Origin of the sequence: Pseudonocardia sp. Ae505_Ps2, assembly GCF_001932425.1 — a bacterium.
GTDB lineage: Bacteria > Actinomycetota > Actinomycetes > Mycobacteriales > Pseudonocardiaceae > Pseudonocardia.
Genome location: NZ_MCIP01000001.1, coordinates 5,283,159 through 5,304,752, shown reverse-complemented (window position 1 = coordinate 5,304,752; position 21,594 = coordinate 5,283,159). Strand labels below are relative to the sequence as shown.

Below are 21,594 nucleotides of genomic sequence, written 5' to 3'. Positions count from 1 at the left end.
CGGCCGAGCCCGGCCATCGGCCCCGACGTAGGGTCGGTGACGTGCCGTTCCAGCCTCCCGCACCGCATCCGTCCGGTGCCCGGCCCCCGGCGATCCCGCCGGAGCTGGTGCCGGGCCACGTCGCCCTCGTCATGGACGGCAACGGCCGCTGGGCCAACGCCCGTGGTCTGCCCCGCACGGAGGGGCACAAGCGGGGCGAGGCGTCGCTGATGGACGTCGCCCGCGGCTGCATCGACCTCGGTGTGCGCTGGCTGTCGGCGTACGCGTTCTCCACCGAGAACTGGCGGCGCAGCCCCGACGAGGTCCGGTTCCTGATGGGCTTCAACCGCGACGTCATCCGCCGCCGCGTCGACGAGATGGACGCGATGGGGGTCCGGGTCCGCTGGGCGGGCCGCCGCCCGCGGCTGTGGCGCTCGGTGATCAAGGAGCTGGAGATCGCCGAGGAGCGCACCCGCGGCAACGACGTGCTGAATCTGACCATGTGCGTCAACTACGGCGGCCGCGCCGAGATCGTCGACTCGGTGCGCCAGATCGCCCGGCTCGCCGCCGAGGGCCGGATCAACCCCGACAAGATCGACGAGCGGATGCTGGCCCGCCACCTCGACGAGCCGGACATGCCCGACGTCGACCTGTTCGTGCGCTCCTCGGGGGAGCAGCGGACCTCGAACTTCCTGCTCTGGCAGAGCGCCTACGCCGAGATGGTCTTCCTGGACACGCTGTTCCCGGACTTCGACCGGCGCCACATATGGCAGGCGATCGAGATCTACGCACGCCGGGACCGGCGTTTCGGCGGGGCCGTGGACGCCGCGACGGGCGACGCCGCGACGGGGGTGACACCGTGACCACCGATGTGATCACGGGGATGCTCGCCACCGCGAAGGGTGCGCTGGAGCGGTTCCACGACGTCACCGCCGACGACGACGGCGCGCTGACCTTCGCCCACGGCGGCGTGCTGTGCGTGGTGCAGGGGACGGAGCTGGAGGAGGGGCTGCCCGTCCTCAACCTGACCTGCGTCGTGGCGTGGGACCTGCCGGACTCCGCCGACCCGGAGCACGACGTGCCGCGACGGGTCGGGCTCGGGGTGGGGGAGGGCCTGTTCGGCACGCCCCGGGTGGTGCGCGGCGAGCGCGGCTGGGACGTGACGCTGCGCTACGCCTTCCCCGCGGCCGGGCTGGGCGAGGGTCCGATGGGGACGCTGCTCATGCTCGTCGTGTCCTCCGCGTCGAGCATGCGGGCCGAGCTCGTCGGCGGCTGACCGGCCGGCCAGGGCGGTGCCCGCCCCGGCCGCGCGGGTCACTTCTTGCGGTTGGTGCCGAGCTCCTCGGCGATCGGGTTGACCGGGTCCACGTCCTTCGTGGACTCCGACAGCCCGGGACGGGTGTGCTCGGTGCGCCGCTGCGCGCGCAGCTGCTCGGTCTCCTCGGCCGACTCGTCCGCGGTGTCGCCCGAGGTCTGGCGCGCCGGGTCGTCGTCGGCCAGGTCCACGGCGGCCACCACGGCGGCGATCGAGGCGTAGTGCTCCTCGGCCGGCACCGCCCGCAGGGCCTCGACCGTCGCGGCGTCGGCCTCGTTGCGCTCGGCGGTCCACGCCAGGTCGTCCTTGCCGGCGGGGAACTCCAGGCCGTGCAGGGCGGTGCGGACGGCGTCGGACGTCGTCGTGCGAGTGGTCATGAGGTCACCTCTCGTCGGGATGTGTCCCGACCGGGTAGCCGCTGTGCGCCGGATGATGCATCCGGCGGGGATCAGTTCCCCGGGCCGTCCGCGGTGCCGTCCCGGGTCACCGCGTCCTCCGGGGCCGCCTCGCCGCTGCCGTCGAGGTGCACCAGCGGCAGCCCCGCCAGCTGGCCCGCGGTCATCCCGTGCGCGACGCCGAGGACGTCGTTCTGGGACTTCTTCATCCGGGCGTCCACCAGGCCGGACAGGCTGTAGGCGACCCGGCCGAGCAGCCGGACCGTCGTCTCGTCGACGAGCGGGCGCGGGGTGGAGACGACGGCGACGCCCCGGGGCGTCCCGTCGTTGGACTGGGCCACGCCGATCGAGTACGACTCGCGCGGGTTCACGTGCCGGGAGGCGTAGTGGTCGCGGAGCTTGAACACCATGTCGTGGAACCCGCTGACGTCCCCGTCGAGCTCCAGCGACGTCAGGTCGTCGGTGGTCAGCGTCTTCGTCCGGCCGGAGAAGCACCGCACGTAGCCGATCAGGGCGCCGGTCCACAGGGCCTCGACCAGCGCTGGGTCGGCGTCCACCCGCACCGGCCCGGACTCGGGTCCGCCCAGGGCGGTGACCAGGTGCTCGCAGCAGCGCAGCACGTACTGCAGGTCCTCGAAGACGGCGGCGAGCTGGGCCAGCTCGCCGGACTCCGGGACGTCGATCCGCCGGACCGTGGTGGGCGCGGGGTGCGTGTCCGTCATCGGTCAGACGCTATCCGGGGTGGCGATGCTCACGTGTCTCCATCTGAGACGGTCTGCTAGTTTCGTCGCCGAAGGTCACGAGTGCCAGCGCGAAGCCCCGGCTCGCTGGACGGCAACCCTCCTCCGCGGTGGGGTGCCCCGGGTGATGACCGGGCCGACGCGACACCCGCAGTCGGCAAGCGCGGATCCGTGCGCCACGCCGGGTCCCCGAGATCGGCCGGAGGCCCGATCATGACCCTCGCCCTGCCACGTCCCGTCCAGCACGCCCTGCCCCGCGTCGTCGGTGCGGACCTCACGGTCCCGCTCGTCGACGGCCGGTGGGCCCGCTACTGCGACCTCGACTCCGCCGCGTCCGCGCCGGCGCTGGAGCCGGTCGCCGCGCACGTCGCCGAGGTGCTGCCGTACCACGGCAGCGTGCACCGCGGCGCCGGCTGGACCTCGAAGGTCTGCACCGCGCTCGTGGAGAACGCCCGCGCCGACGTCGCCCGGTTCGTCCGGGCCCGCGCCGACGACGTCGTGGTGTTCACCCGCAACACCACCGATGCGCTCGGCCTGCTCGCCCGCGCCGTCCCCGGCCCGGTGGTGACGCTGGACCTGGAGCACCATGCGACGCTGCTGGCCTGGCGCGACCGCGAGCACCGCGTCGTGCCCGCCGCCGCCACCCTTGCCTCGACGCTCGATGCGTTGCGGGCCGAGCTCGCCGCCCGTCCCGACGCCGCGCTGGTCGCGGTCACCGGGGCGTCCAACGTGACCGGCGAGCTCCTCCCGGTCGCCGAGATCGCGCGGATCGCGCACGCCGCGGGTGCCCGGCTGTGCGTCGACGCCGCCCAGCTCGCCCCGCACCGGCGCGTCGACCTGGCCGGGTGGGACGCGGACTACGTCGCGCTGTCCGGGCACAAGCTCTACGCGCCCTACGGCGCCGGGGTCCTCGTCGGCCGCCGGGACTGGCTCGACGCCGCCGAACCGCACGTCGCGGGCGGGGGAGCGGTCCGATCCGTGTCCGTCGCCGACGGCCCGGGCGGCGGCACGGTCACGGAGTGGCTGCCGTCGCCGCAGCGGCACGAGGGCGGCACCCCGAACGTCCTCGGTACCGCCGCACTCGGCGCGGCCTGCCGGACCCTGGACCCGCTGATCGACGACATCGTGCCTGCCCACGAGCGCGAGCTCGCCGACCGTCTGCACGCCGGCCTGGCGACGGTCCCCGGCCTGCGGGCCCTGTCCTGCTTCGACGACGCGGGCGACCGCACCGCGACCGTCTCGTTCACCCTGGGCGAGCTGCCCGCCGGGCTGGTCGCGGCGGCGCTGTCGGCCGAGTACGGCATCGGGGTCCGCGACGGCCGGTTCTGCGCCCACCCGCTGCTGGCGCGGCTCACCGGCGGCCGCGACGCCGTGCGCGCGTCGCTGGGCCTGCGCACCGGCTCCTCCGACGTCGACCGGCTGGTCGACGCGCTGACCGATCTGGCACGGCGCGGCCCGGCCTGGACCTACGCCCTCGTCGACGGCCGGTGGGCGCCGACCCCGGACCCGCGCCCGGCGGACCCGTTCGCCCGCGACCGGGAGCTGCCCGCCGTCCCCGGCTGCGGGGACTGAGCCCGGGCCTCAGCCCGCCGAGCAGCGGCCGCAGAGGCCGAAGATCTCGAGGGTGTGCGACACCTCGGTGAAGCCGTGCTTCTGGGCGACCGACTCGGTCCAGGACTCGACCGCCGGCCCCTCGATCTCAACGGCGGCGCCGCACCGGCGACACACGAGGTGATGGTGGTGGTGCTCGGTCTCGCAGCGCCGGTAGACGGCCTCGCCGGACGCGACCCGCAGCACGTCGACCTCGCCGCCGTCGGCGAGGGTCTGCAGGGTCCGGTAGACCGTGGTCAGGCCGATGCCCTCGCCGGCGCGCCGCAGCTCCTCGTGGATCTCCTGGGCGGACCGGAAGTCGTCCAGCCGGTCCAGTAGCGCGGTGACGGCGGCCCGCTGCCGGGTGGCGCGGATGCCGCGCGGCCCGGCGGTGGACCGCTCGGTGACCGCCGCCGCGGTCGTCCGGCCGGTCGTCTCCGTCACGTGTCCTCCTCGACGTGGGCGACGGCGTCCACCACGATGTGCGCCAGGTGGTCGTCCACCAGCGAATACAGCACCTCGCGGCCCTTCCGCTCGCCCTCGACCACCCCGGCGGCCTTGAGGACCCGCAGGTGCTGGCTGATCAGGGGCTGGGTGACCCCGAGCGCGTCCACCAGGTCGTGGACGCACCGCGAGTGTTCCAGCAGCTGCAGCACGATGGCGATCCGGACCGGTGCGGCGAGTGCCCGCAGCAGGTCGCCCGCGGCGGCCAGCGTGCGCGGGTCGCGGGTCGGGCCCGGCTCGGGCGCGGGGTGGTGGTCGTCGTCCGCGCCCGGGCCGGCTCCCGGTGCGTGCGTGGTCTGGGCTGCGGCAGACATGTGGTGGACCCGTCCGTTCCCCCGGAGGCGGCGGCCACACCCTCCGGCGCTGCTGTGCCGTACAGGCCGCACCCGACATGGTAGGCGTGTTCGTTATCGTCGCGCCGTGCTGCTGGTCTGCCGCTTCCGCGTGTCTCCCTCCGAGGAGGCCGCGTTCACCGCGCGTGTGGCCCGCGCCCTGGAACTCCTCGCCGCCCGGCCGGGCTTCCGCGGGGGTGAGGCGGGCCGGGCGATCGAGGACGCCGGGCAGTGGGTCCTGACCGTCCGCTTCGACTCCGTCGACGCCTACCGGCGTGCCCTGGGGCCGTTCGAGGTCCGCGAGCACGTGCACCCGCTGCTGGCCGAGGCCGACACGACCACCGAGGCGACCTACGAGTCCCTGGTGACCGTGACCCCCGGCGCCGCGCCCGTCCACCACCCCAGCCTGTTGAGCTGACCCTCGGACCTCGCGCACCGTCCTGCGACCTCGCAGCCGTTGCACACGGTGCGAGGTCGCAGGAACCTGTGCGAGGTCGGTCGGGCGGAGCCACCGCGGCGGGGTCGGGGGGCAGGGGCAGGGAGTGGGGATACATGGCGGGTCGGTAATCTGGGATGCCCCGTATCCGGGGACCTCCGAACCACCTTCTCTGGAGCGCCGCCAGTGGCCAGCAAGCCCACCTCAGCCAAGATCGAGACCATCGTCGCGCTGACCAAGCGGCGCGGATTCGTCTTCGCCTCCGGTGAGATCTACGGCGGTACCCGGTCGGCGTGGGACTACGGGCCCCTCGGCGTCGAGCTGAAGGACAACATCAAGCGCCAGTGGTGGAAGAGCATGGTGACCGGCCGCGACGACGTCGTCGGCCTGGACTCCTCGGTCATCCTCCCGCGCCAGACCTGGGTCGCCTCGGGCCACGTCGGCACCTTCTCCGACCCGCTGGTCGAGTGCGAGTCCTGCCACAAGCGCTACCGCGCCGACCAGCTCGCCGAGGAGTTCGCCGAGCGCAAGGGCCGCGACCCGGAGCAGGCCGACCAGAACGACCTCTCCGAGGTCCCCTGCCCGAACTGCGGCACCCGCGGCCGGTTCACCGCGCCCCGCGAGTTCAACATGATGCTCAAGACCTTCCTCGGCCCGGTGGAGTCCGAGGAGGGGCTGCACTACCTGCGCCCGGAGACCGCGCAGGGCATCTTCGTGAACTTCCTGAACGTGCAGACGACCTCGCGCAAGAAGCCGCCGTTCGGCATCGGCCAGATCGGCAAGAGCTTCCGCAACGAGATCACCCCGGGCAACTTCATCTTCCGCACGCGCGAGTTCGAGCAGATGGAGATGGAGTACTTCGTCGAGCCCGGCAGCGACGAGGAGATCCACCAGTACTGGATCGACGAGCGCACCCGCTGGTACACCGACCTGGGCATCTCCTCGGAGAACCTGCGGCACTACGAGCACGCCAAGGAGAAGCTCTCCCACTACTCGAAGCGCACCGTCGACATCGAGTACCGGTTCAACTTCACCGGCCAGGAGTGGGGCGAGCTCGAGGGCATCGCGAACCGCACCGACTTCGACCTGACGGCGCACTCGAACCACTCGGGCGTCGACCTGTCGTTCTACGACCAGGCCTCCGACACCCGCTACAAGCCGTACGTGATCGAGCCCGCCGCCGGTGTCGGCCGGTCGATGATGGCGTTCCTGATCGAGGCCTACACCGAGGACGAGGCGCCCAACGCCAAGGGTGGTGTGGACAAGCGCGTCGTGCTGAAGCTCGACCGCCGGCTCGCACCGGTCAAGGCCGCGGTGCTGCCGCTGTCGCGCAACGCCGACCTGTCGCCGAAGGCGAAGGACCTGGCCGCGCAGCTGCGGAAGAACTGGAACGTCGACTTCGACGACGCCGGCGCCATCGGCCGCCGGTACCGCCGCCAGGACGAGATCGGCACCCCGTTCTGCATCACGGTCGACTTCGACACCCTCACCGACCAGGCGGTGACGATCCGCGAGCGCGACTCGATGGCGCAGGAGCGGGTCGCCCTCGACCAGGTCGAGACCTACCTGGCGACGCGCCTGCTCGGCTGCTGAGACGACGCTGGGACCAACCCGCGCCACGAACGCCCCCACCCGGATCCCGGGCGGGGGCGTTCGTCGTCGAGGGGGTCAGCGCCGGTAGGCCAGCAGCTGCACGCCCAGCTCGGCCTCGGTGCGGCGCACCTCCTCCAGCTGCTCGGCGGACAGCGTGGCGTAGGGCGACTCGGGTCGGTAGGCCACGAGCGGGCCGCCGATGCGGTCCTCGAGCTGCCTCAGCCTGGCCAGTGCCGCCTCGTCGAGATCGGCGGGGCGCAGCGTCGGAGCGGTCATCACAACCTCCGTGGGTGATCGGGAGGCGACCCAGGGTAGGGCGGTCCCGGACCGGGCGCAGCTCGGGCACCCGGTCCGGGGAGTGCTCCTACACCGGCTCCGGCAGCAGGCGTTCCACCAGGTCGGACAGGGTCACGATGCCGACCGGGCGGTCGTCGGACTCCACCAGCGCCAGGTGCGCACGCTGCTCACGCATCGTGTTCACCGCTGTGTGGTACTGCGTGTCCGCCGGCAGGGTGAGCAGCGGGCGCATCAGGTCCCGGGCCCGGGTCTCCGGCGCCCGCGTCAGCGTGTCGCGGACGTGCACGTACCCGATCGGGGTGTCCCCGTCCCAGACGACCAGCCGGAGGTGGCCGGTCCGGCGACAGGTCGCCTGGACGGCGGCGACGTCGTCGTCCGCGGCGACCCCGGAGGGCTCGCGCGCGAGCTCGCCCAGGGGGGTCCGCTCCAGCTCCAGGGCCGTGACCAGCTGGTCACGGCGCCCCTGGTCGAGGGTGCCGGTCTTCGCCGAGTGGTCGACCAGCTGACGCAGGTCGTCGGCGTTGCGGCCCGAGGCCATCTCGTCGACGGGCTCGACGCCGCACCAGCGCAAGCAGCGGTTGGCCGCGCCGTTGAGCAGGAGCAGCAGCGGCCGCGCGACGATCATGAACCCGCGCATCGGGAGCGCCAGCATGATCGCCGACTTCTCCGGGTGCGAGATCGCCCAGGACTTCGGGGCCATCTCCCCGACGACCAGGTGCAGGAACGTCACGACGATCAGCGAGATGACGAACGACGCCACACCCGCGACCCCACCGGGGACGCCCCAGCCCTCGAGGAGCGGGCGCAGCGCGTAGTCCACCGCCGGCTTGGTGATCGCACCGAGCCCCAGCACGCACAGCGTGATCCCCAGCTGGGACCCCGCCAGCAGCAGCGAGATGTCCTTGGCGCTGCGCAACGCAGCCCGCGCCGAGGCCGAGGTCTGCGCGGCCTCCTCCAGGCGGTAGTTCCGGGCGGCGACGAGCGCGAACTCGACGGCCACGAAGAACGCGCTCGCCGCGATGAGCAGGATCGACACCACGATCTCGAAGACGCTCATGCCCGTACCTCCCGGTCGTCGCCGTCCTGCTCGGAACCGGCGGCCACCGGTTCGGTCCACTCCAGGGCGACCGCCGACGGGACCCGCCGGTCGACCTCCTGCACCACCAGCCGCAGGGCGCGGTCCTCGTCGTCCGGGCCCTCCGCCGCGATCGTCACGACGACCGCGTCCCCGACGACCGGCAGCCGCTGCAGCTCGGCCATCACCAGACCGCCGACGGTCTGGTAGTCACCCTCGGGCAGCTCGGCCTCGATCAGCCTGCCGACCTCGTCGACGTGCCGGTCACCCGGGACGACCCAGCCGTCGTCGGACCGCAGTGCCTGGTCCGTCCCGGCCTGGTCGTGCTCGTCGGTGATCTCGCCGACGAGCTCCTCGGCGACGTCCTCGACGGTGATGACGCCGGCCAGGCTGCCGTACTCGTCGAGCACGCACGCCAGCTCCTCGTCGTCGGCGCGCAGCTGGGCCAGCACCTGGGGCAGCGGCAGCGACGAGGGCACCAGCACCGGGGCCCGCATGAGGTCGGAGACCAGCACCTCGTCGAACGGCCGGTCGTCGCGGTCGGCGAGGGCCAGCACGTCCTTCAGGCAGACCACGCCCACCAGCTCCAGGGCGTTCTCGGCGTTCTCCGGGTCCGCCGCCTCGGCGGGGGGCCCGAGCACCGGGTAGCGCGAGTGCTGGACGGCCATCTGGCCGACCAGGCTCTCGACGGTCGCGTCGGCACGGACCCACGACACCCGCGGCCGCGGGATCATCGCGGCCCGCGCGGTGCGGTCGCCGAAGTCGACGGCGCGGTCCAGCAGCACCGCGAGCTCCGGGTTGAGGTCACCCGAGTCCTTCGAGTCGTCGATGATCGCTTCGAGGTCGCGGGGGGTCGCCGAGTGCTCCACGTCGTGCACCGGCTCGATCCGCAGCGAGCGGAGCAGCAGGTTGGAGGCCGCGTCGAAGATCCGGATGATCCACCCGAACAGCGCCAGGTAGGTCTTGGTGGACAGCGCCAGCCACCGCGCGACCGGCTCCGGCCGGGCGATGGCGAGGTTCTTCGGGAACAGCTCGCCGAACACCATCTGGATGACGGTGGCCAACAGCAGCGCGACCGTGATGCCGATCGCCAGGCCGACCCCCTGGGGCACGTCGACGAGGCCGAGCAGCTCGGCGATGCCGTTGCCGATCAGCGGTTCGGCGACGTAACCGACCAGCAGACCGGTGACGGTGATGCCGAGCTGGGCGCCCGACAGCATGAACGACGTACGACGGGTGATGTCGAGGGCACGGGACGCTCCGGTGTCGCCCTCGGCCGCACGGGCCTTGAGGCGGGAGCGGTCCACGGCCATGTAGCCGAACTCCTGGGCCACGAAGTAGCCGGTCAGGGCAGTGATCACGAGGACCACCAGAATGCCCAGGAGGATGCCGAGGATCGTTCCGATCACCGGGCTGTCACCGCCCGGGTCTCGGGCCCGGCCGGGAGGTGCACGGCGCGGGCGGGGACGAGGACGATGCGGGGTCGCCGGCCGTCACGGGGACGGTCGGCGCGCGGACTGCAGGTGGGGTCCATGACTCCTGACTCGCGGTCTGATGGGCGTACGTGGCGTTCAACGCGTGCCGGAATCGCACGGTTCCGGAACGCTGCCGTCGCGCTGATCACTCTCTCATGGCCCGAACGGCGGTACCGGTGTCGACGCACCGGCGCCGCGGATCGTCCCGTCGTGGCCACGTCCCGCCCGTTCTCAGCTCACCGTCAGGCCCCGTCGCTACCCTGGCGACCGTGAGCACCTCGGCGACCTCCTCCGCGGCACGGCCACCGGCCGACCCCCGTCGTGACCTGGGCGCGGCCCTGCGCCGATGGGCGGTGACCGGCGGGTCGGGGATCGGCGGCTCGGGGATCGGTGTCGTCCGGGTGCTCGACCGGCACGGGTTCGGCTCCGTCGAGTCCGGCCAGCTGGTCGCGGGCACCACCGACGGCGAGGTCGGCGGCCTGCTCTACCTCGGCGCCCTCGACGACTCCGCGCATCCGCTCGCCGTGCAGGCGGCGTCCGGGGTGGCGACGGTGCGCGAGGCACACGTGGGGGAGGCCTCCGCGGTCGCGGCCGGGCTCGCCTGCGCGGGCGGGGCGACGCTGCTCGCCCACCCGCTGGCCGCCGGTCCCGCCGCCGCGCTCGGGGAGGCGCTGGAGACCGGGCGGCCCGCCGCGCTGCTGTCGGTCGTGGACACCGGCGCGGCCCTGGTCCTCACCGGGCCCGGCCTGGAGGAGGCCACCGGTGACCTCGGCGGGGTCACCGCCGCGGCGGCCGAGCAGACCCGCGCGCTGCTGCGCCGGGGCGCCACGGCCACCGAGCGGCTCGACGTCGACGGCACCGCGGTGCTGGTCGACCTGCTGGTGCCGGTCCCGTCGGTGCTGGTCGTCGGCGAGGGGGCGCTCGGCGCGGCGCTGCACGCCCAGGCCGGTCTGCTCGGCTGGAGCGCCCGCACCGTCACCACCGTCGAGGACGCGCGTGCCGCCGTCGCCGCCTTCACCGAGGCCGACGTGCTGGTGCTGCTCGACCACGACCCGGCCTTCGACGCGGTCCTGCTCGACGGCCTGGCCCACGGCCGTGGGTTCCTCGGAGCGCTCGGGTCGCGGCGCACCCAGGCCGCGCGCCGCGAGCGGCTGCTCGCCGCCGGGGTCACCGAGGACGCCCTGGCCGCGGTGCACGGGCCGGTCGGTCTCGACCTCGGTGCCCGCACCCCGGCCGAGACCGCGGTGTCGATCGTCGCCCAGGTCGTCGCGCTGCGCGCCGGGCGCTCGGCTTCGGCGCTCGCCTCCTCGGCCGGTCGGATCGGCGGATGACCGGCACCTCGTCGTGGCGCGGGCTCGGCGGCGCCCCGCCGGAGCCCGGTCCGGACCGGCGCACCGTGCGCCGTCCGGTGCGGACCGGCATGACCTGGGGCGCGCGGCTGCTCGTCGGCGGTCTGGTCATGCTCGTCGCGGTGGTCGGGGTGACCGCGCTGCGGGTGTGGCAGGTCGCCCGGGACGACGACCAGCGCCCCAGCGACGCCGTCGTCGTCCTCGGCGCGGCCCAGTACAACGGTGAGCCCAGCGCGGTCCTGGCCAACCGGCTCAAGCACGCCGAGCAGCTGTGGCGCGACGGCGTGGCCCCGCGGATCGTCACCGTCGGCGGCGGTCGCACGGGGGACCGGTACACCGAGGCCGAGGCCAGCCGGGACTGGCTGGTCGAGCAGGGCGTGCCGTCCTCGGCGGTCGAGGCCGTCCCCGAAGGTGCGGACACGCTCGGCAGCCTGCAGGCGGTCGCGGCGACCGCGCGGCAGCAGGGCTGGTCCTTGGCCCTGCTGGTGTCCGACCCGTGGCACAGCCTCCGTGCCCGCACCATGGCGCGCGACGCCGGGCTGGAGGCCTACACCTCCCCGACGCGCAGCGGCCCGATCGTGCAGACCCGGGAGACCCAGCTGCGCTACATCTACCGCGAGACCGGCGCGCTGCTGTTCTACGAGCTGACCCACGCGTCGGTCGACACCGCGAGCAGCGGGCTGGGATGACCCTCCAGCACGCCCCGGTCGACCCGGGATACACCGCCGCCGACGCGGAGCGCCGCCATCCGGAGGCACCGAAGGGCTCCGGGCTGGGTGAGCGCGGCCGCGTCGAGCGGCGCAGTCCCTACTCCCGCGACCGGGCCCGGGTGCTGCACTCCGCGGCGCTGCGCCGGCTCGCGGGCAAGACCCAGGTGGTCGGGCCGGGGGAGGGCGCCGAGGTCAGCGGCATCCCGCGGACCCGGCTGACGCATTCGCTCGAGGTCGCCCAGATCGGCCGCGGCATCGCCGAGGAGCTGGGGCTCGACCCCGACGTCGTCGACGCCGCCGGGCTGGCCCACGACATCGGCCACCCGCCGTTCGGGCACAACGGCGAGCGTGCGCTCGACGTCGCGGGAGCCGACTGCGGCGGGTTCGAGGGCAACGCCCAGACCCTGCGCATCCTGACCCGCCTGGAGCCCAAGGCCCGCTCCGGCGACGGCCGCGTCCCCGGCGGGCTCAACCTGACCCGGGCGACCCTGGACGCCGCCACCAAGTACCCGTGGCCGCGCCGCGGCGCGGAACGCAAGTTCGGTGCCTACGCCGACGACCTGCCGGCCCTGGAGTGGGTGCGCGCCGGGGCACGGCCGGGGGTGCGGAGCATGGAGGCCCAGGTGATGGACTGGGCCGACGACGTCGCCTACTCGGTGCACGACGTCGAGGACGCGGTGCACGCCGGCCGGATGGACCTGGCGGTGTTGTCCTCGCCGGCCGAGCGCGCGGCGCTCGCGGTGGAGGCGTCGCTGCGCTTCGGCGAGGACGAGGGTGCCTGTGCCGAGGCCGCCGCCCGGCTCGACGCGCTGCCGGTGGTCCGCGCGGTCCGCGGCTTCGACGCCGCCACCGCCGCGGGCGACGACCTGGTCGCGATGAAGCGGATGACCTCCGAGCTGGTCGGCCGGTTCGCCCTCGCCGCGACCGACGCGACCCTGGACACCTACGGCGACGCGCCGCTGGCCCGGCACCGCGCGGACCTGGTGGTGCCGGTCGTCGCCGTGGCGGAGGTCGTGGTGCTCAAGGCGCTGGCCACCCGCTACGTGATGAGCGACCCGCGGCGGCTGGCGATGCAGTCCCGCCAGCGCGACCTGCTGCACGACCTCGTCGCGGCGCTGTACGACCGGGGGCCCGACGCCCTCGACCCGGCCCGCGCGGAGGACTGGGCCGCCGCCCCCGACGACCGGTCGCGGCTGCGTGTCGTGATCGACCAGGTCGCGACGCTGACCGACCCGCAGGCGCACGCCTGGCACCGCACCCTCTGCCGGCCCTGACACCTGCCGGCCCCTGACACCTGCCGGCCCCTGACACCTGCCGGCCCCCGACACCGGCCGGCCCCGAGACGCCGACGGCCCCGCCGTCCGGGTGGGGCGGCGGGGCCGGGTGGCCGGGGTCGGTGCGGGGCTCAGCGCAGGGTGATCGCGGGCTTCGCCGCGTCGGCCTCGCTGGTCACGGCCCGGGTCGGGCAGGTCCCGAGGACCCGGTCGATCGCGTCGCGCTCGGCGCTGGTCACCCACAGCTTGTACTTCTTCTTCACCGCGACCTGCCGCGCGACGTAGGCGCAGCGGTAGCGGCTGTCCGGCGGGAGCCAGGTCGCGGCGTCGCCGTCGCTCTTGCGGCCGTTGGTCGGCCCGTCGACGGCGATCAGGTTCAGCGGGTCGTTCCCGATCTTCTCCCGGGTGGCCGCGTCGAGCTGCTGGGCGCCCTTCTGCCAGGCGTCGGACAGCGCGACGACGTGGTCGATCTGCACCTTCTCGCTGGTGCCCTGGCCACGGGTGAACGCGATGGTGGTGCCGGTGTAGGAGTCACGCAGCGTCCCGGTCAGCACGACGCAGTCGTGCGTGCCCGCCTTGAACGTCTCGCGGTCCATGTCCCGGGCCAGTACCTGGTTGCGCTGGTCGCAACCGTCCCGGTCGATGTCGGCCCAGCTACGCCCGAACTGCTGGCGCGTGTAGCCGGTCTTCGGTGCCCGGCCCTTCACCGCCAGCGTCTTCAGCGTCGCCGACGCGCTGCCCGCGGCCGCACCCTCCACGGTCCCGGGGGTCACCGGGGCGATCGCGCCGACGTCGACGCCGCCGGTGTCGAGCGCCGCGTCCAGCACGTCCACGAACGATCCGGGGGATCCGCACCCGGCCATCACCATCATCGTCGCCAGCAGTCCGGCGACCCGCACACCTCGAACACGCACACCGGAGATGTTCGCGAATGCGAACGCCGGAACCACGCCAACACGCCGCGTGTTCGTCACTCAGGGTGAAGTGACTTGCCAGGACGGGGTCGGTCCGTTCACAGGGTCGGGGTGGTCGGTGGCCTCGTGATCACGCTCACAGGCCCTCGGGCCACCACGGCCGGGGTGGGGCGGGAGCACGCTCGGGCTACGCGTGCTCGTCGTGACGGCGCCGTCGACCGGCCGTCCCGCCGGTCCGACGCCGGTTCCGGGCCCGGCACGCGGCCGGGCCCGGAACCGAGATCAGGCGTTGATCGCGGCCCGGTCGGAGTCGTGCCCGGACTCGACGGCGATCGTCCGCGGCTTGGCCGCCTCGGCGACCGGGATGCGGATGCGCAGCACCCCGGCGTCGTACGACGCGTGGATGGAGGACGTGTCGAGGTTGTCGCCCAGGAACAGCTGGCGGGCGAACACGCCGTAGGCCCGCTCGGAGGCGACCCACTCGACCTGGTCGGTCCCGGCGTTGGCGGGCCGCCGCTCCGCCTTGACCGTCAGGGTGTTGCGCTCGACGGAGAGATCGACGGCGTCCGGGTCGATGCCGGGGAGGTCGAACTCCACGACGAACTCGTCACCGTGACGCCAGGCGTCCATCGGCATCGCCGCCGGGCGCGACCAGGTGCCGCCGGACTCGAACGCCTGCGAAGCGATGCGGTCCAGGGCTCGGAACGGGTCGGTACGCAGCAGCATCTCGAACCACTCCCTTCCAGCCGTGCCGGTTCACGACCGACCGGCTGACTCCTCGTTGTCCTTCGTCATGTCGGTCCTCCGGAGTCCCGCTCCGGATATCTTCAGTTATAGCTGGAGATTTTCTGTTGTCAAGGGCTACTCTGGATTCGTGTCGCCGAGCTCGGTGCGCAGGCGTGCGAGTTCCGTGCGCAGGCGCTCGATCTCGCGGTGTGCCGCGCCGAGGCGGTTCTCGCTGTCGGCGAGCTCGCCGCGCAGTCGGTCGATCCAGGACGCCGAGCCCAGCGGATGCCCGTCGTCCAGCAGGGTGCGCAGGCGCGCGGCCTGCTCCAGCTGGTTGCGCGAGTAGCGGCGGTGCCCGCCCGGGGAGCGGTGCGGGTTCACCACGCCCGCGCTGTCGAGGCTGCGCAGGAACGCGGGCTCGACCTCCAGCAGGTGCGCGGCCTGGCCCATCGCGACGGTCGGGTAGTCGGGGTCGTCGAGCCGGTCCAGTGCCATGTCGGTTCCTCCCTCGCGGTCCGCGGCGCACGCTCGGGTGCCGGAGCCGGTCGTCCGCGAACCTGAGTGTGGCCACGTGATGGCGAAAATCTTAACCATACGCTAGAGGTATTGGAGAGATGACGATCCGGAAGGAGAACGCGATGAACAGGAGCAGGGTCCGCACCGACCGCCCCCGCGAGGACGTCCTCCACGTCCGCGTCGACGGCGAGCTGGACGCGGCGGCAGGTGCGTCGCTGCTGCGCCAGGTCGATGCGCACCTCGCCGTCGCCGGTGCCGGGTGGTCGCCGGTCCGGCACGTCCTGGTCGATCTCGGTACCGGGGTCACCGCGCGCGGCGCGCGGGCGCTGCACCATCTGCGGCACGTGGCCCGCAACCGCGGTCTGGACGTTCGGCTGATCGGCGCCGCCCGCGTCGCGCCGCGGACGGTGCCGGACGTCCGGGCGGTGCTGCACGGGATGCGCAACCACCCGGACCTGGACTCCGCGCTCGCCGAGCTGCCGTCGTCGGTCGTCGTCGCGGCCTGATCGGACCGGGGTGGGGTGAGGCTCCCCCCACCCCGGCTTGCCCCGGTCGTTAGCACTGCGATGAAGTGAAGGCGTGACCTCCTCGCGTTGGCTCGTCCCGGTGCTGGCCGTGCTCTTCGTGCCGCTCTGGGCGTCCGGCTTCATCGCCGGCAAGATCGCGACCGGCTCCACCGACGTCCCCGCGGTCCTGTTCTGGCGGTTCGTGATCGCGCTGGTCGTGATGCTCGTCGCCGTCGCCGTGCAGCGGCCGGGCCTGCCACGCGGCCGGGCCTGGCTGCACCTCGCGGTCACGGCGTTGCTGCTGCAGGTCGGGCAGTTCAGCTTCGTCTACAGCGGGCTCGCCTCGGGTGTGCCCGCCGGGCTGTCGAGCCTCATCCTCGGGATGGCGCCGTTGCTGGTCGGGCTGCTGACCCCGTTGCTGCTGGCGACCCGCCTGGGCGTCGGACCGGTGCTGGGCCTGCTGATCGGCGCCACCGGCGTCTACGTCGTACTGGCTGACGACCTCGGTGCCGGTCTCGGCGGCAACCTCGTCTTCCCGGTGCTGGGCATGCTGTCGCTGGCGGCCGGCACGCTCTACCAGAAGCGGTTCAACGACGGCACGCCCGTGGTGACCAGCGTCGTGGTCCAGATGGCCACCTCGCTGATCGCGACCCTGGTCGCCTGGCCGTTCCTCGGTGCGGACTGGCTGCCCCGGGCGCCGTCGGGGTGGGCGGCCGTGGCCTTCCTGGGCGTCGTGAACTCGGCGGGCGCCTTCGTGCTGATGTTCGTGCTGCTACGCCTGCGGTCCACGGTTTTCGTGTCGTCGCTGCTGAACCTGGTCCCGGCGACGACGGCGCTGGTCGCCGTGCCCGTGCTCGGGGAGCCGCTCACCGTGCAGGCGGTGCTGGGCCTCGGCATCGCGCTGGTCGGCATGTTCGTCGGCCTGGGTCGGGTGCCCGGCCTGCGCGGTCACCCGGTGACGGCCGACGCCGCCGTCCCCGCAGAGCAGCCGGACACCGTCGCCGCCGCCCCGGTGGAGCGGCCGGACGCCGACACCGCCGCACCGCCGGCGGGCGGACCGGGACGCCGGGCCGGAGGCGCCTAGACTGGCCGTCGTGGCAGGACGGATCCGGGACGCCGACATCACCGAGGTCCGCAACCGCACGCGGGTCGAGGAGATCGTCGAGGAGTACGTGGCCCTCCGCCGCGCCGGGGCGGGCTCGCTGAAGGGCCTGTGCCCGTTCCACGACGAGAAGTCCCCGTCGTTCACCGTCCGTCCCTCGCACGGCACGTTCCACTGCTTCGGCTGCGGTGAGCACGGCAGCGTCATCGACTTCGTCATGAAGATGGAGGTCATCGGGTTCCCCGAGGCCGTCGAGCGGCTCGCCGAGCGGTGCGGGGTCCGGCTCACCTACGAGGGCGGCGGCTCCTCGGTGCAGCGCGACCGCGGTACCCGCAGCCGTCTGCTGGAGATCAACAAGAAGGCCCAGGCGTTCTACGCCGAGCAGCTGCGCACCCCCGCCGGGCGGGCCGGGATGCAGTTCCTCGCCGACCGCGGGTTCGACGAGGCCGCCGCGGAGAAGTTCGGCTGCGGCTACGCCCCGGCCGGCTGGGACGTCGTCACCAAGCACCTGCTGTCCCAGGGCTACCAGCTCGACGAGCTGATCAAGGCGGGCATCTCCAAGGAGGGCCGCCGCGGCGCCATCGACCGCTTCCACCGGCGCCTGCTGTGGCCGATCCGCGACCTGGGCGGCGACGTGGTCGGCTTCGGCGCGCGCCGGCTGTTCGACGACGACGGCATCGAGGCCAAGTACCTCAACACCTCCGAGACGCCGGTCTACCGCAAGACCCACGTGCTGTTCGGCCTGGACCAGGCCAAGCGGGAGATCGCGAAGACCCGGCAGGTGGTCGTCGTCGAGGGCTACACCGACGTGATGGCGATGCACCTGGCCGGGGTGACCACGGCGGTCGCGTCCTGTGGCACGGCGTTCGGCACCGAGCACGTCTCGGTCATCCGCAGGCTGATCGGCGACGACTCCTTCGACCGCGGGGAGGTCATCTACACCTTCGACGGCGACGCGGCGGGCCAGAGCGCCGCGATGAAGGCGTTCGAGGGCGACCAGAACTTCGCCGCGCAGACCTTCGTCGCCGTCGCACCGGACGGTCAGGACCCCTGCGACCTGCGCAACAACCACGGCGACGCGGCCGTGAGGGACCTCGTCGCCCGTCGTGAGCCGCTGTTCGAGTTCGCCATCCGCACCGAGCTGCGCAGCCACGACCTCGCCAGCGCCGAGGGCCGGGTCGCGGCGCTGCAGCGGACCGTCCCGCTGGTCGCGCAGATCAAGCGCGAGGACCTGCGGGACGAGTACGCGCGCCGGCTCGCCGGCTGGGTCGGCTGGGACGACATCGCCGTCGTCGTGCGCCGGGTGCGCGAGAGCGCCGGGGTCTCGCCGGAGGGGGGCCGCTCCCGACGTCGGGCCCCGCTGCCCGCCCCCAAGCGCGACGACACCCAGCTGCACCTGCAGCGCGAGGCGCTCAAGGCGGCCCTGCAGATCCCCGGCGTCGTGGGCCCCGCGTTCGACGAGCTGCCCGAGGCCGGGTTCACCCACCCGCAGCTGGCCGCGGTGCACCGGGCGATCATGGCCGCGGGCGGGGTGTGCGCCGGGCTGGACGGGTCGGACTGGCTCGACGCCGTCGTCGCCGAGAGTGCGGGCGACGACGTGAAACGCCTGGTCAGCGAGCTGGCCGTGGAGGACCTGGAGCTCCCCAAGCGCAACACCGACGAGGTCCGCTACGTCAACGGCGTGCTCGCCGGGGTCCGGCTCGGCCTGGTCGAGCGCGAGATCGCCGACCTCAAGTCGCAGCTGCAGCGCACCAATGCCGAGACCGACCACGACGAGTACATGGACCTGTTCGGGGTGCTCGTCCCGCTGGAGCAGTACAAGATCCAGCTGCGCGAGCAGGCCTCCGGGGTCGCGTCGTGACCGGCTTCTGGGCGCGGCTGCTCGGGCGCGAGCCGGTGCCCGACACGGTTGCCGACGCCCTCGCCGACTCCGAGGCCGTCGTCGCCACCGCGCAGGCCCCGGACGGGATGCTCGTGGTCACCTCGTGGGGGATCTGGCCCCCCGGCGGTGAGCGGCTGGGCTGGCACGAGATCGCGAAGGCGACCTGGGACAAGGTCAGCCTGGTCGTGACGCCGACCTCGGCCGAGCAGATCGCTCCCGGCACCGAGCTGCTGGCCGACGGGCGCCCGCTGCGGTTCCGGCTCGCCGACCCGGGGAAGGTGCCGCAGGCGGTGCAGGAACGGGTCACCCAGTCCATCCGCACCCGCAACCGGCGCGAGCTTCCTGGGGGAGGGGCCTGGGTGCTGCAGCGCCGGGTCCCCGGCCGCGACGGGCTGGTCCTCCAGGTGCGGCCCGACCCGGGCACCGACCCCGTCGCCGCGCGCCGCCTCGCCGAGGGCATCGCCGCCCGCCTGCCGGAGGACCCGTGAGCACCAGCTGGGACCCCGCCCTCTACCGCGCCTTCGACGACCACCGCTCCCGCCCGTTCCTCGACCTGCTGGCCCGGGTGGGGGAGCCCGACCCGGCCCTGAACCGGGTCGTCGACGCCGGCTGCGGTCCCGGCCACCTGACCGGGCTGCTGGCCGACCGCTGGCCGACGGCGACGGTGGAGGCGTTCGACTCCTCCCCGGACATGGTCGCCGCGGCCCGGGCCGCGGGCGTCGACGCCGCGCAGATCGACGTGCGCGACTGGACCCCGCCCCGCGACACCGGGGTGCTCGTGTCCAACGCGGTGCTGCAGTGGGTGCCCGAGCACCCCGAGGTGCTGCGCCGCTGGACGGCCGCGCTCGCGCCCGGTGCGTGGATCGCGGTGCAGGTCCCCGGCAACTTCGACGCGCCCTCGCACGTGCTGACCCGCGAGGTCGCCTCGCTGCCGCACTGGCGCGACCGGATCGTGCTGCGCGGCGACGGGACCGTACTCGACCCGCTCGGCTACGCTGACCTCCTGGCCGCCACGGGTGCCGACGTCGACGTGTGGGAGACGACCTACCTGCAGCGGCTCGACGGCGAGGACCCGGTCCTGCGCTGGATCTCCGGCACCGCCCTGCGCCCGGTCCGCGACGCCCTCGACGACGACGCCTACGACGCGTTCGTCCGCGAGCTCGCTCCTCGGCTGCGCGCGGCCTACCCGCCGAGCGCCGACGGCAGCACCTGGTTCCCGTTCCGCCGCGTCTTCGCGGTCGCCCGCACACGCTGAGCCGCCCTGTCCCGCGCCCCCGGGACGGGGGTCATGGGACGGGGCGGGCCTCAGCGCCCGGTGTTCTGGCCCCCGCGCACCTTGTCGATCGCGCCCTCGACGCCCGCCCGAGCGATGCCTGCGGCGCCCTGCACCGCGGGGTGGTCGGCCGCCCGGTGATAGGCGCGGACGAGCTGTTCGTAGCGCTCGTGACCGGCTCTGGTGCCGAGGACGTACCCGACGGCGACACCCACGAGGAATCTGACCATTCCCCTCACCTCCGACCGCGACCGTACCCGGACCGCGGCCGCTGCCCGACCGCCACCCGGATGGGGCTCCGACCTGCGGGAACAGCGGCCGAACGGGGGGTTGCGAGACGACTGTGCGGGGTGTTGTAGAGTTCTTCTCGTCGCCGGGAACACCACCTGGAGCGGCATGAACGGTCCTCCGTAGCTCAATGGCAGAGCACCCGACTGTTAATCGGGCGGTTATTGGTTCGAGTCCAATCGGAGGAGCATTTTCCGAGGTCGATAGCTTGACCCGGGTAGCGACTCAAGATCGACCCCCAGGAAGTCCACTACTAGTGGGTTCCGGGGGTCGATGTCTTTTTAGGACCTCCAGGATCTCCTTGGCCCCGGTCGCGGCCACCAGGGCGGTTCGGTCAGTACGACGAGGAGGGGGCGGGACCACTCGGATCAGGCGTCGAAGCGGACCGTGGTGAAGTCGACCGTGCCCGAGAAGTCGGTGGTGTCCTGGAAGCCCCAGCCGATGACCTTGGCGCTCTGCGGCACGAGGTAGACCCAGGTCATGTCGGCCTCAAAGCCCGGCTGGAGCTGATCGTTGCACTCAGGGTTGCCCCTGAGTTTGTAGAGGTCGTCGATGGCGTCGAAGTTGCGTTGTTGCGAGTCGACGAGCTTGGTGTTGATCGGCAGGCTGCAGGTGAGGTCGAGGCCCACTTTGGCGTTGTTGACGACGTGCGCGGTGACGGAGACGAATCGGCCGCCTGTCTGTGGCGTCGTCTTCGTGTACTTCTCGTAGCCCGAGCCCGGTCGGAAACTGGACTCGTTCATCTGGATCGAGTCGACTGCGCGGGCGTCGGTCACGGTCAAGGTGATGCCACGGTTGCTCACTGAGGTGTTCTCAGTAGCGGGGTGGCAGGTCGTGGCGACACGCCGAGGGTGGTGAGATGAGCGGGAACGGGGCAGGACCCCGGTAGATCGGTTCGGTCCAGCACAGATCGACACCGTCACCGAGGTCCTGCATGTCTGATCCTGTCACCTACACCGCTGTCCTCCCGATCGGGGAGCGCACCGTGGCCTATCTGGCGCGGCTCCTGGTCCTTCAACGCCGTCGACGTGGCACCCGGCGGCGGGCGTTGACCCCGTTCGCCCAGGCAGTGCTGGTGATCCGCTGGTTCTGTGATGCTACCCGGGTCCGATGTTCGGCCGGTGACAACGCGATCAGCACTGCAACGGCCTACCGTTACCTGCACGAAGGCATCGACGTCCTCGCCGCGGCCGCACCCGGCCTGCACGGAGCCCTGCTCGCCGCCCGCACAGCCGGGCACACCCACGTGAATCTCGACGGCACCCTGATCGCCACCGACCGGTGCCGCGCGCTCGGCCTCACCCCCGGGGTCGACCTGTGGTG

Annotated in this window: 25 protein-coding genes, 1 tRNA gene, 1 pseudogene and 1 riboswitch; of the genes and pseudogenes, 15 read left to right on the top strand and 12 right to left on the bottom strand. The window is 73.2% G+C overall.

The features are described from left to right. The first annotated feature begins 41 nt into the window (after nt 1–41). Entirely contained in the window at nt 42–842 is an 801-nt protein-coding gene (locus Ae505Ps2_RS24645) for an isoprenyl transferase (RefSeq protein WP_060712708.1), read from the top strand. A 20-nt stretch (nt 843–862) separates the two neighbouring features. Further along, a complete protein-coding gene (locus Ae505Ps2_RS24640; protein WP_086002328.1) occupies nt 863–1,255 on the top strand; it encodes a hypothetical protein in 393 nt (130 codons plus the stop codon). Between the two features lie 38 nt (nt 1,256–1,293). Here Ae505Ps2_RS24640 and Ae505Ps2_RS24635 read toward each other — a convergent pair whose 3' ends face one another. Further along, nucleotides 1,294–1,671 (bottom strand): DUF2795 domain-containing protein, encoded by a 378-nt coding sequence (locus Ae505Ps2_RS24635; protein WP_020624613.1) that lies wholly within the window; start codon nt 1,669–1,671, stop codon nt 1,294–1,296. Nucleotides 1,672–1,742: 71 nt separating this feature from the next. After that, nucleotides 1,743–2,411 carry a hypothetical protein gene (locus Ae505Ps2_RS24630; RefSeq protein WP_020624612.1) on the bottom strand — a complete coding sequence of 223 codons (669 nt, stop codon included), beginning with the start codon at nt 2,409–2,411 and terminating at the stop codon, nt 1,743–1,745. A 73-nt stretch (nt 2,412–2,484) separates the two neighbouring features. After that, nucleotides 2,485–2,599, top strand: a riboswitch (SAM riboswitch). A 43-nt stretch (nt 2,600–2,642) separates the two neighbouring features. Here Ae505Ps2_RS24630 and Ae505Ps2_RS24625 point away from each other — a divergent pair. Next, entirely contained in the window at nt 2,643–4,001 is a 1,359-nt protein-coding gene (locus tag Ae505Ps2_RS24625; protein ID WP_075311403.1) for an aminotransferase class V-fold PLP-dependent enzyme, read from the top strand. A 9-nt stretch (nt 4,002–4,010) separates the two neighbouring features. On the opposite strand, the gene Ae505Ps2_RS24620 is transcribed toward Ae505Ps2_RS24625, so the two are convergent. After that, nucleotides 4,011–4,463: a Fur family transcriptional regulator gene (locus Ae505Ps2_RS24620; RefSeq protein ID WP_020624591.1), complete on the bottom strand. Its 453-nt coding sequence runs from the start codon at nt 4,461–4,463 to the stop codon at nt 4,011–4,013. Beyond that, a complete protein-coding gene (locus Ae505Ps2_RS24615; protein ID WP_020624590.1) occupies nt 4,460–4,837 on the bottom strand; it encodes a metalloregulator ArsR/SmtB family transcription factor in 378 nt (125 codons plus the stop codon). The genes Ae505Ps2_RS24620 and Ae505Ps2_RS24615 overlap by 4 nt, the downstream gene beginning before the upstream one ends. A 106-nt stretch (nt 4,838–4,943) precedes the next feature. Here Ae505Ps2_RS24615 and Ae505Ps2_RS24610 point away from each other — a divergent pair, with 106 nt between their 5' ends. Further along, nucleotides 4,944–5,273: an antibiotic biosynthesis monooxygenase family protein gene (locus tag Ae505Ps2_RS24610; protein WP_020624589.1), complete on the top strand. Its 330-nt coding sequence runs from the start codon at nt 4,944–4,946 to the stop codon at nt 5,271–5,273. Between the two features lie 204 nt (nt 5,274–5,477). Continuing rightward, on the top strand, nt 5,478–6,884 hold the full coding sequence (locus Ae505Ps2_RS24605; protein WP_020624588.1) for a glycine--tRNA ligase: 1,407 nt from the start codon (nt 5,478–5,480) through the stop codon (nt 6,882–6,884). 75 nt (nt 6,885–6,959) lie between these two features. Here Ae505Ps2_RS24605 and Ae505Ps2_RS24600 read toward each other — a convergent pair whose 3' ends face one another. From Ae505Ps2_RS24600 to Ae505Ps2_RS24590, 3 genes are all read right to left on the bottom strand, one after another. Further along, nucleotides 6,960–7,160 carry a hypothetical protein gene (locus Ae505Ps2_RS24600; RefSeq protein ID WP_020624587.1) on the bottom strand — a complete coding sequence of 67 codons (201 nt, stop codon included), beginning with the start codon at nt 7,158–7,160 and terminating at the stop codon, nt 6,960–6,962. 88 nt (nt 7,161–7,248) lie between these two features. Then, the gene (locus Ae505Ps2_RS24595) at nt 7,249–8,238 is read right to left on the bottom strand and encodes a CNNM domain-containing protein (RefSeq protein ID WP_075311405.1); all 990 of its coding nucleotides are present in this window, start codon (nt 8,236–8,238) and stop codon (nt 7,249–7,251) included. Continuing rightward, on the bottom strand, nt 8,235–9,665 hold the full coding sequence (locus tag Ae505Ps2_RS24590) for a hemolysin family protein (protein ID WP_020624585.1): 1,431 nt from the start codon (nt 9,663–9,665) through the stop codon (nt 8,235–8,237). Before Ae505Ps2_RS24590 ends, Ae505Ps2_RS24595 begins: the two co-directional genes overlap by 4 nt. Nucleotides 9,666–10,000: 335 nt before the next feature. Between Ae505Ps2_RS24590 and Ae505Ps2_RS24585 the strand changes: the two genes are divergently transcribed. The 3 genes from Ae505Ps2_RS24585 to Ae505Ps2_RS24575 all read left to right on the top strand — a co-directional run bounded on the left by Ae505Ps2_RS24585 (nt 10,001) and on the right by Ae505Ps2_RS24575 (nt 13,064). Continuing rightward, nucleotides 10,001–11,062, top strand: a complete 1,062-nt coding sequence (locus tag Ae505Ps2_RS24585; RefSeq protein ID WP_233147481.1) for an XdhC family protein — start codon at nt 10,001–10,003, stop codon at nt 11,060–11,062. An 89-nt stretch (nt 11,063–11,151) separates the two neighbouring features. After that, complete coding sequence (locus Ae505Ps2_RS24580) at nt 11,152–11,769, top strand: YdcF family protein (protein ID WP_075313058.1); 618 nt, start codon at nt 11,152–11,154, stop codon at nt 11,767–11,769. Then, the gene (locus Ae505Ps2_RS24575; RefSeq protein WP_075311409.1) at nt 11,766–13,064 is read left to right on the top strand and encodes a deoxyguanosinetriphosphate triphosphohydrolase; all 1,299 of its coding nucleotides are present in this window, start codon (nt 11,766–11,768) and stop codon (nt 13,062–13,064) included. The genes Ae505Ps2_RS24580 and Ae505Ps2_RS24575 overlap by 4 nt, the downstream gene beginning before the upstream one ends. A gap of 131 nt (nt 13,065–13,195) precedes the next feature. Here the strand turns inward: Ae505Ps2_RS24575 and Ae505Ps2_RS24570 are convergent, their stop codons facing one another. From Ae505Ps2_RS24570 to Ae505Ps2_RS24560, 3 genes are all read right to left on the bottom strand, one after another. Further along, nucleotides 13,196–13,978, bottom strand: a complete 783-nt coding sequence (locus Ae505Ps2_RS24570; protein ID WP_249265343.1) for an HNH endonuclease family protein — start codon at nt 13,976–13,978, stop codon at nt 13,196–13,198. 282 nt (nt 13,979–14,260) lie between these two features. Continuing rightward, nucleotides 14,261–14,704: an Hsp20/alpha crystallin family protein gene (locus tag Ae505Ps2_RS24565; protein ID WP_020625193.1), complete on the bottom strand. Its 444-nt coding sequence runs from the start codon at nt 14,702–14,704 to the stop codon at nt 14,261–14,263. A gap of 135 nt (nt 14,705–14,839) precedes the next feature. Beyond that, nucleotides 14,840–15,199, bottom strand: coding sequence for a MerR family transcriptional regulator (locus tag Ae505Ps2_RS24560; protein WP_075311411.1), 360 nt, complete (start codon nt 15,197–15,199; stop codon nt 14,840–14,842). A gap of 143 nt (nt 15,200–15,342) precedes the next feature. Here Ae505Ps2_RS24560 and Ae505Ps2_RS24555 point away from each other — a divergent pair, with 143 nt between their 5' ends. The 5 genes from Ae505Ps2_RS24555 to Ae505Ps2_RS24535 all read left to right on the top strand — a co-directional run bounded on the left by Ae505Ps2_RS24555 (nt 15,343) and on the right by Ae505Ps2_RS24535 (nt 19,965). Beyond that, nucleotides 15,343–15,726: a hypothetical protein gene (locus Ae505Ps2_RS24555; protein WP_139318975.1), complete on the top strand. Its 384-nt coding sequence runs from the start codon at nt 15,343–15,345 to the stop codon at nt 15,724–15,726. 73 nt (nt 15,727–15,799) lie between these two features. Then, a complete protein-coding gene (locus Ae505Ps2_RS24550; protein ID WP_020625196.1) occupies nt 15,800–16,810 on the top strand; it encodes a DMT family transporter in 1,011 nt (336 codons plus the stop codon). A gap of 10 nt (nt 16,811–16,820) precedes the next feature. Next, the gene (dnaG, locus tag Ae505Ps2_RS24545; protein ID WP_020625197.1) at nt 16,821–18,689 is read left to right on the top strand and encodes a DNA primase; all 1,869 of its coding nucleotides are present in this window, start codon (nt 16,821–16,823) and stop codon (nt 18,687–18,689) included. Further along, nucleotides 18,686–19,198: a hypothetical protein gene (locus tag Ae505Ps2_RS24540; RefSeq protein WP_075311415.1), complete on the top strand. Its 513-nt coding sequence runs from the start codon at nt 18,686–18,688 to the stop codon at nt 19,196–19,198. Before dnaG ends, Ae505Ps2_RS24540 begins: the two co-directional genes overlap by 4 nt. Next, nucleotides 19,195–19,965 (top strand): trans-aconitate 2-methyltransferase, encoded by a 771-nt coding sequence (locus tag Ae505Ps2_RS24535; protein WP_075311417.1) that lies wholly within the window; start codon nt 19,195–19,197, stop codon nt 19,963–19,965. Before Ae505Ps2_RS24540 ends, Ae505Ps2_RS24535 begins: the two co-directional genes overlap by 4 nt. 50 nt (nt 19,966–20,015) lie before the next feature. Here Ae505Ps2_RS24535 and Ae505Ps2_RS24530 read toward each other — a convergent pair whose 3' ends face one another. Then, nucleotides 20,016–20,213 carry a hypothetical protein gene (locus Ae505Ps2_RS24530; RefSeq protein ID WP_020625200.1) on the bottom strand — a complete coding sequence of 66 codons (198 nt, stop codon included), beginning with the start codon at nt 20,211–20,213 and terminating at the stop codon, nt 20,016–20,018. A gap of 174 nt (nt 20,214–20,387) precedes the next feature. Here Ae505Ps2_RS24530 and Ae505Ps2_RS24525 point away from each other — a divergent pair. Continuing rightward, nucleotides 20,388–20,459, top strand: a tRNA-Asn gene (locus Ae505Ps2_RS24525). Between the two features lie 180 nt (nt 20,460–20,639). Here the strand turns inward: Ae505Ps2_RS24525 and Ae505Ps2_RS24520 are convergent. After that, nucleotides 20,640–21,047, bottom strand: coding sequence for a DUF4352 domain-containing protein (locus tag Ae505Ps2_RS24520; RefSeq protein WP_139318976.1), 408 nt, complete (start codon nt 21,045–21,047; stop codon nt 20,640–20,642). Nucleotides 21,048–21,205: 158 nt separating this feature from the next. On the opposite strand from Ae505Ps2_RS24520, the pseudogene Ae505Ps2_RS33715 reads away from it, so the two are divergent. After that, a pseudogene (locus Ae505Ps2_RS33715) lies at nt 21,206–21,594 on the top strand (IS5/IS1182 family transposase); the annotation flags it as partial.

Excerpts from the sequence above, each read along its gene's own strand:
- Ae505Ps2_RS24630 (WP_020624612.1), bottom strand. The coding sequence starts at position 2,411 with ATGACGGACACGCACCCCGCGCCCACCACGGTCCGGCGGATCGACGTC.
- Ae505Ps2_RS24555 (WP_139318975.1), top strand. The coding sequence starts at position 15,343 with ATGAACAGGAGCAGGGTCCGCACCGACCGCCCCCGCGAGGACGTCCTC.
- Ae505Ps2_RS24595 (WP_075311405.1), bottom strand. The coding sequence starts at position 8,238 with ATGAGCGTCTTCGAGATCGTGGTGTCGATCCTGCTCATCGCGGCGAGC.
- Ae505Ps2_RS24530 (WP_020625200.1), bottom strand. The coding sequence starts at position 20,213 with ATGGTCAGATTCCTCGTGGGTGTCGCCGTCGGGTACGTCCTCGGCACC.
- Ae505Ps2_RS24600 (WP_020624587.1), bottom strand. The coding sequence starts at position 7,160 with ATGACCGCTCCGACGCTGCGCCCCGCCGATCTCGACGAGGCGGCACTG.
- Ae505Ps2_RS24640 (WP_086002328.1), top strand. The coding sequence starts at position 863 with ATGCTCGCCACCGCGAAGGGTGCGCTGGAGCGGTTCCACGACGTCACC.
- Ae505Ps2_RS24635 (WP_020624613.1), bottom strand. The coding sequence starts at position 1,671 with ATGACCACTCGCACGACGACGTCCGACGCCGTCCGCACCGCCCTGCAC.
- Ae505Ps2_RS24625 (WP_075311403.1), top strand. The coding sequence starts at position 2,643 with ATGACCCTCGCCCTGCCACGTCCCGTCCAGCACGCCCTGCCCCGCGTC.
- Ae505Ps2_RS24580 (WP_075313058.1), top strand. The coding sequence starts at position 11,152 with ATGACCTGGGGCGCGCGGCTGCTCGTCGGCGGTCTGGTCATGCTCGTC.
- Ae505Ps2_RS24565 (WP_020625193.1), bottom strand. The coding sequence starts at position 14,704 with ATGCTGCTGCGTACCGACCCGTTCCGAGCCCTGGACCGCATCGCTTCG.
- Ae505Ps2_RS24560 (WP_075311411.1), bottom strand. The coding sequence starts at position 15,199 with ATGGCACTGGACCGGCTCGACGACCCCGACTACCCGACCGTCGCGATG.
- Ae505Ps2_RS24575 (WP_075311409.1), top strand. The coding sequence starts at position 11,766 with ATGACCCTCCAGCACGCCCCGGTCGACCCGGGATACACCGCCGCCGAC.
- Ae505Ps2_RS24615 (WP_020624590.1), bottom strand. The coding sequence starts at position 4,837 with ATGTCTGCCGCAGCCCAGACCACGCACGCACCGGGAGCCGGCCCGGGC.